The organism is Paenibacillus glacialis (assembly GCF_001637205.1).
GTDB classification, from domain to species: Bacteria; Bacillota; Bacilli; order Paenibacillales; family Paenibacillaceae; genus Paenibacillus_AQ; species Paenibacillus_AQ glacialis.
Genome location: NZ_LVJH01000017.1, coordinates 276775 through 289563, shown reverse-complemented (window position 1 = coordinate 289563; position 12789 = coordinate 276775). Strand labels below are relative to the sequence as shown.

General features: G+C 34.6%; 10 protein-coding genes. 1 reads left to right on the top strand and 9 read right to left on the bottom strand.

Features of this window, described 5'->3' with window-relative positions; all coding sequences use genetic code 11:
* Window position 1: 1 nt before the first annotated feature.
* Genes PGLA_RS11105 through PGLA_RS11070 form a run of 8 tightly spaced genes read right to left on the bottom strand, consistent with a single transcriptional unit; the run spans window position 2 to window position 9101 of the window.
* A complete protein-coding gene (locus PGLA_RS11105) occupies window positions 2–418 on the bottom strand; it encodes a GtrA family protein (RefSeq protein WP_068532517.1) in 417 nt (138 codons plus the stop codon).
* Entirely contained in the window at window positions 415–1404 is a 990-nt protein-coding gene (locus PGLA_RS11100; RefSeq protein ID WP_068532515.1) for a glycosyltransferase family 2 protein, read from the bottom strand. The genes PGLA_RS11105 and PGLA_RS11100 overlap by 4 nt, the downstream gene beginning before the upstream one ends.
* 26 nt (window positions 1405–1430) lie before the next feature.
* Window positions 1431–2651 (bottom strand): glycosyltransferase, encoded by a 1221-nt coding sequence (locus PGLA_RS11095; protein WP_161487873.1) that lies wholly within the window; start codon window positions 2649–2651, stop codon window positions 1431–1433.
* A gap of 36 nt (window positions 2652–2687) precedes the next feature.
* Complete coding sequence (locus PGLA_RS11090; protein WP_068532513.1) at window positions 2688–4928, bottom strand: HAD family hydrolase; 2241 nt, start codon at window positions 4926–4928, stop codon at window positions 2688–2690.
* A gap of 9 nt (window positions 4929–4937) precedes the next feature.
* Window positions 4938–6083: a class I SAM-dependent methyltransferase gene (locus PGLA_RS11085; protein ID WP_068532511.1), complete on the bottom strand. Its 1146-nt coding sequence runs from the start codon at window positions 6081–6083 to the stop codon at window positions 4938–4940.
* Window positions 6084–6095: 12 nt separating this feature from the next.
* Window positions 6096–7367 carry an ABC transporter ATP-binding protein gene (locus PGLA_RS11080; RefSeq protein ID WP_145939539.1) on the bottom strand — a complete coding sequence of 424 codons (1272 nt, stop codon included), beginning with the start codon at window positions 7365–7367 and terminating at the stop codon, window positions 6096–6098.
* A 17-nt stretch (window positions 7368–7384) separates the two neighbouring features.
* Window positions 7385–8179, bottom strand: coding sequence for an ABC transporter permease (locus PGLA_RS11075; RefSeq protein ID WP_068532507.1), 795 nt, complete (start codon window positions 8177–8179; stop codon window positions 7385–7387).
* Complete coding sequence (locus PGLA_RS11070; protein WP_068532506.1) at window positions 8163–9101, bottom strand: SDR family NAD(P)-dependent oxidoreductase; 939 nt, start codon at window positions 9099–9101, stop codon at window positions 8163–8165. The genes PGLA_RS11075 and PGLA_RS11070 overlap by 17 nt, the downstream gene beginning before the upstream one ends.
* A gap of 173 nt (window positions 9102–9274) precedes the next feature.
* On the opposite strand from PGLA_RS11070, the gene PGLA_RS11065 reads away from it, so the two are divergent.
* Window positions 9275–11740: an O-antigen ligase family protein gene (locus PGLA_RS11065; RefSeq protein ID WP_068532505.1), complete on the top strand. Its 2466-nt coding sequence runs from the start codon at window positions 9275–9277 to the stop codon at window positions 11738–11740.
* 115 nt (window positions 11741–11855) lie between these two features.
* On the opposite strand, the gene galU is transcribed toward PGLA_RS11065, so the two are convergent.
* A complete protein-coding gene (galU, locus tag PGLA_RS11060) occupies window positions 11856–12740 on the bottom strand; it encodes a UTP--glucose-1-phosphate uridylyltransferase GalU (RefSeq protein WP_068532504.1) in 885 nt (294 codons plus the stop codon).
* Window positions 12741–12789: the final 49 nt, after the last annotated feature.

The window sequence follows — 12789 nt, the reverse complement described above, 5'->3', positions numbered from 1 at the left end:
TTTATACCCCTTTAATTTTCTTACTACTTTTAAAAATGTACATTTTACTGGCTACATAATTAAATATCACAACTAAAACATTGGTAATACCTTTAGAAATCAGATCATTAAACTGTAGTAATTCAATTAATACAACTAATACTATAATATCCAGTACAAATGATAGAGCTCTAAACGCTACAAACAACATCAACTCTCTAATCATTACAGAAAACCCATTATTCACATTTCCAAAAACAAATTTCTTATTCGTGATAAATGCAAATACAATAGAAACAATCCATGCAATCGTTGTAGCAATTCTGTAGTCCATTCCACTTGCTTTGGTTAGGATTACATATACAATAAGATTAATAACTGTCGTAAGAACACCAAAGATAATATAACTTATAACTTCCTTTTTATTGTCTCTTATCATTTACTCACATAATTAGACACTACTAGTGTAGAATCGTTTTCTTTTTCGTTATTATTTCTTTCATCATTGTATTCATCAATATAGTAAAGAGGACGGTTTTTAGTTTCATTAAAAACTCTACCTAAATATTCGCCAATTATTCCTATGGAAAGTAATTGTATTCCGCCAAGAAACAAAATTACAGTCATTAGTGAAGGGTATCCTGTAACGGAATTCCCAAAGAGAAGCGTTTTCCCTATGATCCATATCATATAGAGAAAAGCAAATATAGAAATAACACTACCAAATACAGCTGATAACCGCAGTGGAGCGATAGTAAATGAAGTGATTCCTTCTATCGCTAGATTTAGCAGGTTAAGGTAATTCCATTTCGTTTCTCCTGCTGCCCTAGGATCCCTATCAAATAATATCTCTTTCTTTTTATATCCAATCCAACTATACATTCCTTTGGTGTATCTTTGGGACTCTCGCATATTTTTTAAGGCATTGACACATCGACGATCTAATAATCGGAAGTCGCCTGTATCTTCTTGTATAGGTATATTAGATATTTTCTTTAATACTTTATAAAAAGTGGATGAAGTCCATTTTTTAAACCATGTTTCTCCCGCTCTGCTTCGTCTTTTAGCGAAAATATCATCATAGCCTTCTTCCCAATACCTTAACATTTCTGGAATTAATTCTGGTGGATCTTGTAAATCTGCATCTAAAATAATTACAGCATCGCCTTTTGCATAATCTAATCCGGCAATCATTGCGGTCTCTTTACCAAAGTTTCTAGATAGGTTTAAATAAGAAATTCTATTATCAAGATTTCTAAAGGCTTTGATAATATCCAAAGTTTCATCACTACTGCCATCATTCACAAACAATATTTCAAAATGATAGTATCCCAAGCTATCCATAATTGTCTTCAATCTCTCATATAATAAATTTAATACGTCTTTCTCATTATAAGCAGGTATTAGAATAGAAACAGTTTTCATCATCGGTTCTCCCTTTATCAATTCTTCTATTTAATCATTTTTACTTTTAGTTTATATTTCATTTTACCTAAGATTTTGTATATCTTCGGAAAATGATTGCGTCCAATCGATTTCAGGGAGTTAAAGAGACCTCTCTTATTAATACTTCCTACATGAATCTCTTTTGCTTGTTCTGCAATTACATACCAATCAAAATAAAATTTACTCTGTTTCTCTATACCCGCTCTGGTATTAAGTTGTGATTGCTCACAAAATTTATTGATTTCTTCAAAAAACTGACTCGATGATTCTTCCCAGCTTGGCCAAGCATCCGCTGTTTTTTTAGCTTCATGCTTAAGTCTCTTCAATTCAATAGGTGATTGTTTCAAGGAATTAATAAATTCCAAGACATCATTATCTTTATCTTTAGGAGCAACTAGACCATTTTGACCTGAAATAATATACTCATCATGACCAGTTACATCATACGTTATAGAAGTACCACCACAATGGAACATTTCAAGCGGAGGACCAAACATCCCTTCAACATAGCTAAGTTTTATTATTACATCACATGATCGATAAATTTTAGCAGTCTCAAATATAGGAACTTGTGAAAACACTCTATCAATACCTGGATAGGATGTTATTGGGCTTGAAGTCAGCAACCAAATCTCATCAACCTCAGAACTTTTACAAATATCTATCGTTTTAGGCACATTTTTAAATGGAACATCGATAGGTCCTTCAACCAATATTCTTAACTTACCATTCTCTCTTTCTTTGATCGTTTCTCCTTGTATCGAATAAATATCCTTCCGTATTCCATTTGGAACTAGAATAGCCTCTTGATTATAATTTTCTTTTAAGTATTGCTGTATCCATTTTGCTTCTGTAACTATATGAAGTGGAAGCTGATATGTAGACTCAACTAAATGTCTAAGAGAACACTCCTCTTCAGCATAGAATCGAGACTCTATCGATTGAACAAAATAGGCATACGTTTTCGCATTAACTCGATAAAGTTCATAAACTGTTTTCCACCAGGTAGCAATGCAAATATCGAATTCTTCATTTTCAACCTCTTTATAAGTTTTCCAAATCAGACCTCTTGCTTCTGGATGCCAATGTAGCCTATCCATATGAACAAATTCTTCTGTGATAATGACAACTTCAGCACCATTCTTACTTGCTCTAATTGCATGTTCAAAAATAACATAAGAGCCCCCGCTAATATCCGGAGAACCCATTAAAAAAGCCCATTTCATTATTAACATCCCTCTTATCTTTTTTAAATCTGAGCGTTATTTACGCAACTCATCTTTTTCATTAATTATTTGAGTCATACGTGCAATAACCTCATCTCGGTCATCTATCATTTTAGTCATGCTTTTAATCGCATCATCGCGATCATCTATCATCTGAGTCATTTTTTTGATAGCCATATCTCTTTCTTCAAGCGATCTATGCAAGTCATCATATATTGCATGATTGTTCTGATCACTGGAGGAACTATTTCTTGTATCCGAACTTTTATTGATTTTAAAACTTTTTTTGTATTTATATCTTCCATATAAGGGAACTAAATATCCAAGACCTTCATTTTCCAAAGTATTTGGACCCCAGAAACCCTTTTCAAGTATTGATCTAGGGCTACGCATCAAAAGAATTGTATTTCGTATTGTCTTTTTCAAATCTAATGGATTTTTTGTGCTGAATGTTGAATATTCAAACACACCAAAATTTTCATAATGATAAAGACCATTAAAAAAATTCAGTTCTGCTTTAGTAGGGAACAGGACCATTCTTGCATGAACTTTCGCAAACTCTTCGATAAAATCTTCAAGTCTTACATTTCGTTTACAAAATAGATTGCAAAGCTCCTCAAAATACATATAAATCTCATCTTGGATAGGACTTATAATTGTATCAAAGAGTTCTCTCTCCATTTCAGTTTGGTACGTATCTACCTCTATATTAACGTTACGAACATACTTATTGGCACTTCCATGAGATGCCCCTAGCAAAATTTCATATAAGGCTCTATTTTCATTGAAAATATTATAGTAAGGAGTTCTACAAGGAATCACTGAAAATAAAAGCCCTTGTTTTCTATTCGTTTCTTGAATATCTCCTGATGCTACTAACCCTAGATAATATCCTTCTACTAATACATTGGAATCCAATATACGATATATATTATCCTGGATTGTACCCTTCCACCCTACATCTACTATGTGCATTCCTTCTTGTTTTAAATCCACTTGGAATTGATCAATATAGTCCAAGAAATTATTTTTTTGCTCAACTCTTGTTTGCTCATATATTTCGCGAAACAATTCTTCTCCTTTGAGTCTACTGAATTGCTCACTTAAGGGAAAATCATTTATCTTTTCATATGCATCAACATTAAGGTTTCTTGCAACTTGCCCTATTAGTTCCTCTTCAAAATTCAAACTTGATAAAAAATCAAATATCGATATATTAATATATTGTCTAAATAAAGTTTCAAAACTCTCCGTATCAAGTGATTTGAGACTTGGCAAGAAAGTGGACTTTCTAGAAACCTTTAGATAATGTGGTTTAATATACTGAACGTTCTCATAGCCTTCCATCTTCTGATAAAGATTAAATAATTTCAATAAAAATTCCCCTTCTCGGGAGAAGAAGAAGATATTTTTCACGTTATTTTTCATCAACTGCTTATGGAGGGAATCAATATAGTAAAATAACGAGCACGATATTTCTAAGAAATTCCCCTTTTGTGACATTTTTTTAGAAATTTTAACGAGCTCACGAGTATAATAATTCAAATTTTCGACTTGTCTACGAAAACTCGCGTAAAAATCATGCTGTTCTTTTCGATCCAAGTGATAAGAATCTATACCTTTCGTACTTGGAACCTCATAATCTGAATATTCATTATCACCAACCATGAATACATCCGATGGTTTCAAATTGTTTTCTTGAAGTACTTGAGCATAAAATCTCCCACTTTTTTTCGTGAGTAAATATTCACTTGAAACGTAGAGTTTATCAATATATTTATAGATACCATGTTTAGTGAATAAACTTATCATCATCTCAGAAGTTAAGTAAAAATCAGAAACACAGTAAATCTCCACATTATTTTCCTTAAGAGTGGTAACTATTTCAATCCACTGCGGGTCTATAAATTGAACTGACATCTCTGTCTCAATTTCAATATTTTCACAATGAGAAGTGAACAATTTGGAATCAATGCTGGAGTCTATTAATCCTCTTTGGATTAGTACTTTATACATTGAGTTAATTAATTCTTTATAGTTAAATTCCATATCCATGCCCGAATCATTGTTCGCTATGCACATTTCTGCTTCCATGGTGTTTCTTAGTCTATATAATTCCTGATACTCCATAAAACCACCAAATTGAATACTAAGACGTTTAGCCCAAATCTTTTTCACGTATTCAGGATCCACACGTCTTAAAATGATGGTATCAAACACATCAAAAAATACGACTTTTTTTTCAAGTTCTAATACTGTTTGAATTATTTTTTCCATGGGAACTCCTTAATTTTCTCTTTTCCTAAAATTCAATATTATCTTTTTACCTTGATAATAATTTATTCTCTCCTGTAACAAATCAAGCTGGTTCTGCTTATCCGTTACAACATTCGACAAATCACTAATTTCATCCTTCAATTCGTGAATTTCCATAACATAATTATCAGATAACTTCTCGCTCTCTTGTACGAGGTTATCCATATGCTTAATTGAAGCATCACGATCTTGGAGTAACTTATCAAGGGCTCTTAAAGCATTATCTCGTTCTTCAATCATACCTTCATTACTTTTTATAGTCTTATCACGTTCTTCAATCATACTTTCATTACTTCTTATAGTCTTATCACGTTCTTCAATCATATTTTCATTACTGTTTATTGTCTGATCTCGCTCTTTAATCTTATCTTCATTACTTTTTATTACATTGTCACGTTCATCAACCATTGCTGATAGATCATTTGTTTTGATCTTTTCAAACTCATAAAGAGCTTTATACGTATAAAATTCTACTTTATCCTTAATATTTTCCGATTCTAAAGTGTTAAATACAAGATTTCCTTTCGGAAACAAGATCCCTAATCCCCAGCTATGTTTAAATTCTAAGTAGGGATATCTTTCTTTAACTTCCTTCCAATATATATTCGAACCATATTCTAATGGACTAAATACATCATGGAAAAGTATGACTCCATTTTCAGCCAATTTAGGTAACCAAGTTTCAAAATCATGTTTAACCGCTTCATACGTATGCAATCCATCAATATGAAGCAAGTCAATCGAATTATCTTCCATCTGTTGCAGCGCATCATCAAATACCATTCTATTTAACTCAACGTCTATATCATGAAAGTACTCAGTTACTGTATTTTTCACTGTATCATAAACATCTTCCCCGTAATACCCAGCTTGTTCATCCCCAGCCCATGTATCTACTGCAATCACTTTAGAATTAAGTCCAAAGTCCTTAACAGACTGACAAAAGGCGAAAAATGAACAGCCATAATGAGTACCTAGTTCAACTATTTTTTTAGGAGCTACAAATTTAATGTAATCGTACGCAAACCATCTATGACCTTCCCATGGTGCTACTCTTAATTTATCATTAAGTTGTTCGGCTTCAAATTTCGGTGTACATATTTCCCACTTTTTCAAAGCAATCTCTCCCTATAATTCATTGATCATAACCATATCAATTTTGTTATTGAACATAGCATGAATTGAAGTGAATGCAATGTTTTTCAATTGTAGTACATTGTGAGCCCAACATTGTATTACATGCTGCATTTCATGACTACCTTCCCCGATTCCAATCGTTACAAAATATTCATTTTCCTGAATTTCTGGCCATGTAATTAATAATTTCACACTATATGACTTATCCTTATATATAGGATCTAATTGAAGACCAGAACCCTTTGTGTTTTGCCCTAGAATAGGATTTCCATATTTATCATTTACTAAGTAACCGATAATAAGTTCATTTGTCGTTTTATTACTTTCTAATAGAATGTCAATTTCAAGCTTATCGTTAGCAGAGATGTATCCTTTATAGTCTTCTCCGTTCACATTAAAATTTATCGCTCTAATAATGATGTCCTTTGCCCCGCCCAGTGACTCCTCTTCAATCGGTGTCCAATGAAGTAACGCATTAGTATCCTTATCAAATTCAGCCGGTTTAGTTATTTGATTTGAATCACTTTTAAATACTTCCGAATGTACTGACTTAGTATAGTATTCGATACCTTTCAATGGGTCCCCTTCAAATACAACTTCTCCATTTGATAACACAATAACTCTATCTGCCATATTGGCAATAGAACTAAGATCGTGAGTAACTAGTAATTTAGTAATGTCTTTCATTTCTTCTTTCATGTAACGATTACATTTTTGTTGAAAAAAAACATCACCTACCGAGAGTGCTTCATCCACAATCAATATATCTGGTTTAAAACTGATCATAACTGAGAATGCAAGTCTAGCAAACATTCCACTAGAATAAGTCTTAACAGCTTGATGTATGAAATCACCAATATCAGCAAATTCAATAATTTGTTCTATTTTATTACTCATTTCAGTACGTGAAAAGCCTCGCATTGTACCATTTAGATAAATATTCTCTATACCAGTAAACTCTGGATTAAAACCAGTGCCGAGCTCTAATAATGCAGATATATGCCCATCAATATGTCTCTCACCAGTACTCTGAGTCAAAACACCAGTAATAATTTTTAACAAAGTTGACTTACCGGAACCATTTTTCCCAATAATCCCGAGAGTCTCTCCTTTATTTACTGTTAAAGATACATTTTTTAGAGCAAAGAAGTCAGTATGATAAGAGCGACCAAAAATATTCATACCCTCTTTAACTCTATCTATCGGTTTTGAATACAGCTTGTACTTTTTATATATATCTTTTAACTCTACGGCTTTTTCCATATGTGTCTCCTTATTATTCATAGCACATCAGCAAAATGAGGTTTTAGTTTTCTAAAAAGATAAACGCCCAACAGGAAAATAAATATTGAAACTACCCAAAAGTATGTTGTTTGGTTATATCTATGCCAAAACCAAACATGATTTATAAAAGTATCCCTATACCCTTCAACTAAATAATAAACTGGGTTAAGTTTAAACCACATAATAAACTTATCTGAAATTATTTCAGGTGACCAAACTATTGGGATTAACCAAAAACCAATTTGCATAAATATCCCCAAAACTTGCAATGCGTCTTTTATAAAAACAACTAATGATGACATAATTAAGCTTAAACCAATGAGCAAAAAGAAAGTACAGAACAGATAATAAAACACTTGGATATATACGAGATCTGGATAATAACCAAAATAGAGCAATGTCCCAATCAGAAGTATTAAAAAGAAAATATGAATAAAAAATGAAGAAACTATTTTCACGATCGGAAGAAGACCTATTCGAAAATTAATCTTCTTCACAAGGTAACTGTATTCTAGAAAACTATTAGATGATGTAAGTAGACCTTCAGAGAAGAAAAACCAAGGAATCATTCCACAAGTCAACCATAAAATGAAAGGTGTTCCATCAGGCCTATTGCCAGATCGAAATCCTACTTCAAATACAAACCAATATACAGCGATTGTCATTAACGGTTGGATAAACGCCCAAATAATACCTAGAAAGGAACCTGCATATCTATTCTTAAAATCATTCTTAGACAATTCAAGTACTAGCTTGAGCTGAGATCTTATTATGTTAGTTATTGTGGACATATGCTAACTCCTTTTGATAATACTTCAAAGTATACCTTAACCCATCCTCAAAGGAATACGTGGGTCTCCATCCTAGATGCTCCGCTGCCTTCAAATTAGTTAGAGCACTTCGCACAATATCCCCTGTTCGATGTTCCCGATAATTTGGCGTGGCATCAGAATTTAATAAAGACGCTAATAATTCATAAAATTTATTTATCGAAACTTCTCTATCTGTACCTATATTGATTATCATATTGTCGGCATTTTCTAATGCTGCTAAATTCGCAGAGGCTACATCTTTAACAAAAACAAAGTCTCTCGTTTGGTTACCTTCACCATAAATAATAGGTGTATTTTTTCGAAGTAACTCATTGATGAAAATTGGAATAACGCCACCCTCACCTTGAGGATCTTGTCTTATACCGTATACATTTGCATACCGAAGAATGGTAAACTTAATTCCATATAATGATGAATATAATTTAATGTATTCTTCAGGCACTTGCTTTGAAATTCCATAAAAGGAAATCGGAGAAATCGAATGTTCCTCATCAATACTTAAGTATTGGGGTATTCCATACACTGCTGCAGAAGATGCATAAATTATTTTTTTTATATTATATTTAACGCATTGATTTAAAACATTTATAGTTCCATCTATGTTGATCTGCGCATCTAACATAGGATTTTCCAAAGATTTTTGGACGCTAATCTGAGCTGCGTGATGAATAACAACATCAGCCTCCACACTAGCAAACACTTTGCTTAAATTTTCAGCATCTCGAATATCAACATTAAAAAAAACAGCTTTAGAATTTATATTCTCTTCTTTTCCTGTAGATAGGTTATCTATTATAACAACTTCATGTTCGTATTCTAATAACATATCCACTATATTGGAACCTATAAATCCTGCCCCTCCAGTAACGATTACTTTCATACAAACTTCGCCTCCTTCTTATAGTTGTTTTTATTCAATATTTTTTAAAACCTAATACCATAATTCTAGTAATTCTACTTTTACTCAAATAACAAATTCGGACTTAACCTATAATTGATATGTACTATATGGTAAAATGATGTCATATCTACACATAAAGGAGAATGAAAACTTTGTCTAAACAAGTATACGGTACACAGGCCAAAAGGTCGAGTGACGTCGCAAAAGCACCAGTATTATCCTGGGTGTTATTAGCCTCTATCATTCTATATTTAGCATGGTCACCATTTCAAGTAGCGTTGTTCAATGGACAGATGCTTGAATTCGAGAAACCATTATTCTGGGCTACGGCTATGGCAGCTATCATTCTATTAGTGTGGGTTGCCAACTACTATAAGAAGATCAAATTAGAAGATCAAAGAGATTGGCTTGCTGTGTGGGTATTATTACTACCTATTACATATATACTCGCACTCTTTGGTGCCGCCTCTCATTCAATGGCAATGAATATGGTCATTATTCAGTCTTCTTATGCTGTGATGTTCATTGTTGGTTTATTCCTACTAAGGGATAAGTTTGCAAATAGAGTTATTCAGACTGCAATTATGGCTATCTCGTATATTATCGTAGGTTTTGGACTTCTGAATTGGTTCGGGCAAGGGAAATTCGCAGGGAAGTTAGTCGTATGGTTCTCTAATGGGATGATGAATGATATATATACTCATGCGGTCATGTCCGACTCTAACGGACTACGTCTGACGTCGGTATTCCAATATGCTAATACATACGCAGCATTTCTAATGGCTTTCTTGTTCGCTGCAGTGTTTTCTCTCATTAAATCACGTAAATGGTATGGACAAGTCATACACGCATTCATGTTAGTTCCAATTATCCTATCTATTCTCTTGACGCTTTCACGTGGAGGATTGGTTATGCTTCCCGTGGTGTTTGTTCTTCTACTATTATTCTTGAAGCCTGCTAAACAAATTCTCTGGGTGGTGTACATCGGTATATCTGGGGTTGCTTCCTTAGCCATTTCTAAGACAGTGACCGATCTCGGATTACAATTGAATACGACGTATGATGGTGGAACGGCGGTTAAGGGATGGGGATATTTACTTATTACATCCGCTATTGTAGCGCTACTAACATGGGTTATTCAGAAGTTTATTGTTTCTCGTCTAGAACGAGGTCTTGCATTTTGGTCCAACCGTAAAATGGCTAGCCTATGGATTCCAGTAGGATCCGTTGTTGTGGTTGGATTACTAGCATTTCTCTTCATCGGAACCAGTGCCCGTAATATTCTCCCTGACAATGTCAGCACACGTCTAGAGAATATCAACTTCCAGCAGCATAGTGTACTCGAACGGTTAACCTTTTATAAAGATGCTATGAAAGTAGTTAAAGATTATCCTGTCATGGGAGCAGGTGGTGGCGCTTGGGCTGTACTCTATGAGAAATATCAGAATAACCCGTATACCAGCCGGCAAGCCCATAACTTCTTCCTTCAATATTTGGTAGAGGTCGGCATTCTTGGATTTATCGTATTTATGTCATTCTTGATCTTTATATTCTATAAATATATTCGTGGTTACATAAGAGAAAATGAAGAAGAGCGCGAATCTCATTTCTTGTATCTTATTCTAACCTTGTCTATTCTGTTGCATAGTATCTTAGACTTCAATATGAGTTATGTATTCATAGGTATTCTCGTATATCTTGGTCTTGGAGGTATGGCCGCTGTTATGGAAAGTAAGCCACTACGTTTCCAACGACTCCGCTTACGCGGGAGTGGCGTTAGTGCTCTATATAGCATAGTAGTCGGAATAGGTGCCGTTGTGGTCCTAATTACTTCCATCCGATATGTTCAGGCAAGCGACGCTGGACTTGAGGCAAGGAAATTGGTCCAGACTAGTACATCTTTCGAGGAAATTAAGGCACCACTCGATAAAGACCTTAGCATCCGTAAGAGTCAACCAGATTCGACACTTCTGCTATCTTCTCTCTATCAACAAGTCTACTCGCAGACACAGAATGAGGATTTCTATCTTGCTGGATATAATATGATTGTTGAGGCACGTAATGATGAACCCTTTAACAAGAGTATGATCAACCACTTAATCAAGTTCCATTCATTAAAAGGCGAACAAGCACAAGCCTTCGACTTATTAGTAACGAATTCGGAGAACTTCAACTGGGATATAGAATGGTATGAACGGATTATCTCACAAGGGTATGAACTCGGTACCGATGCCCTAGGCAAGAAGGATATCGCTTCTAGAGATAAATATTTCAATGCAGGTATTGAAGCATTCAATAAGATACAAGCTGGACTTGTACATCTGGCTACACTGCCCGAGGGACAATTTGCTGGACGTGCATTCGCTAATACCCCTGCAATGATTCTAAACACAGGTAAGATGCATTATCTACTTAATCAACCAGAAAAGTCAGCTGAAACACTGAAAATTGGACTACTGGAAGACTTAAGTGACCCCGTTAACCGTGAAATTGCACGATGGTATGTTGCTTCTCTGATGAAACAGGGTACAACGGATCAAGTCGTTCTTGATCGTCTAATCCAGCTTGATCCAACGGAGAAACAGCAAGTTGACTCTCTCGTACAAATGAAATTTTAAATATCATACTGATTGAATAGAAACGGGTAGCATCCTGATCATAGGATGCTACCCGTTTTCTTATATGAATCACGAAGACGATGCCCAATGAGATCTTCTTTTTACGTATAGATAGTTAAACCAATGAATGTTCAATCTCATGAATCGTTTGTTTCATATATTGAAGTAGTTTTTCTCTTAACTCATGATGTTGTAATGCATAATGAATCGTCGTCTCAATATAACCTAACTTCTCCCCTACATCATGCCTTTTTCCCTCGAAGTCATATGCCAGAATTCTCTCTAACTCGCCTAGTCTGGAAATAGCGTCTGTCAACTGAATTTCACCGTTCACACCAGTATGTTGTTCACCGAGTAAGTCAAATATATGTGGTGTTAGAATATAGCGCCCCATAATTGCTAGATTCGAAGGCGCATTCTCTTCACTTGGTTTTTCTACTAACCGATTTGCTTGGTATACCCGTTCTTCTATGGAGACACCATCCACAATCCCGTACCTAGACACTTCATGCCATGGAACAGTTTGCACCCCTACAACAGAAGATTGGTATTGTTCGTATACATCTATCATTTGTTTAAGGCAGGGTTGATCCGATTCTACAATATCATCCCCAAGCAAGACAGCAAAAGGTTCATTACCAATAAACTTTCGGGCACACCAGATAGCATGTCCCAATCCTTTCGGTTCCTTCTGACGAATATAGTGGATATCTGCCATTTCTGAGGATTTGCGAACTTCACTGAGTAGATCCCACTTTTCCTTAGATTCAAGATTGTGCTCCAGTTCAAACGAATAATCAAAGTGATCCTCTATCGCACGCTTCCCTTTCCCTGTGACAATGATGATATCTTCAATTCCAGAGGCTACTGCTTCTTCAACAATATATTGAATCGTGGGCTTATCTACGATCGGTAGCATTTCCTTCGGCATCGCTTTCGTCGCAGGTAGGAACCTGGTACCTAAGCCGGCTGCAGGAATTATAGCTTTACGGATTTTCATGTACTTGAGTCTCCTAGTCTAGCATTTTTTAAAAGAATTTATTTTCCAT

Coding starts and splice junctions, on each gene's coding strand:
- PGLA_RS11105 (WP_068532517.1), bottom strand. CDS start 418: ATGATAAGAGACAATAAAAAGGAAGTTATAAGTTATATTATCTTTGGT.
- PGLA_RS11100 (WP_068532515.1), bottom strand. CDS start 1,404: ATGAAAACTGTTTCTATTCTAATACCTGCTTATAATGAGAAAGACGTA.
- PGLA_RS11095 (WP_161487873.1), bottom strand. CDS start 2,651: ATGAAATGGGCTTTTTTAATGGGTTCTCCGGATATTAGCGGGGGCTCT.
- PGLA_RS11090 (WP_068532513.1), bottom strand. CDS start 4,928: ATGGAAAAAATAATTCAAACAGTATTAGAACTTGAAAAAAAAGTCGTA.
- PGLA_RS11080 (WP_145939539.1), bottom strand. CDS start 7,367: ATGGAAAAAGCCGTAGAGTTAAAAGATATATATAAAAAGTACAAGCTG.
- PGLA_RS11075 (WP_068532507.1), bottom strand. CDS start 8,179: ATGTCCACAATAACTAACATAATAAGATCTCAGCTCAAGCTAGTACTT.
- PGLA_RS11070 (WP_068532506.1), bottom strand. CDS start 9,101: ATGAAAGTAATCGTTACTGGAGGGGCAGGATTTATAGGTTCCAATATA.
- galU (WP_068532504.1), bottom strand. CDS start 12,740: ATGAAAATCCGTAAAGCTATAATTCCTGCAGCCGGCTTAGGTACCAGG.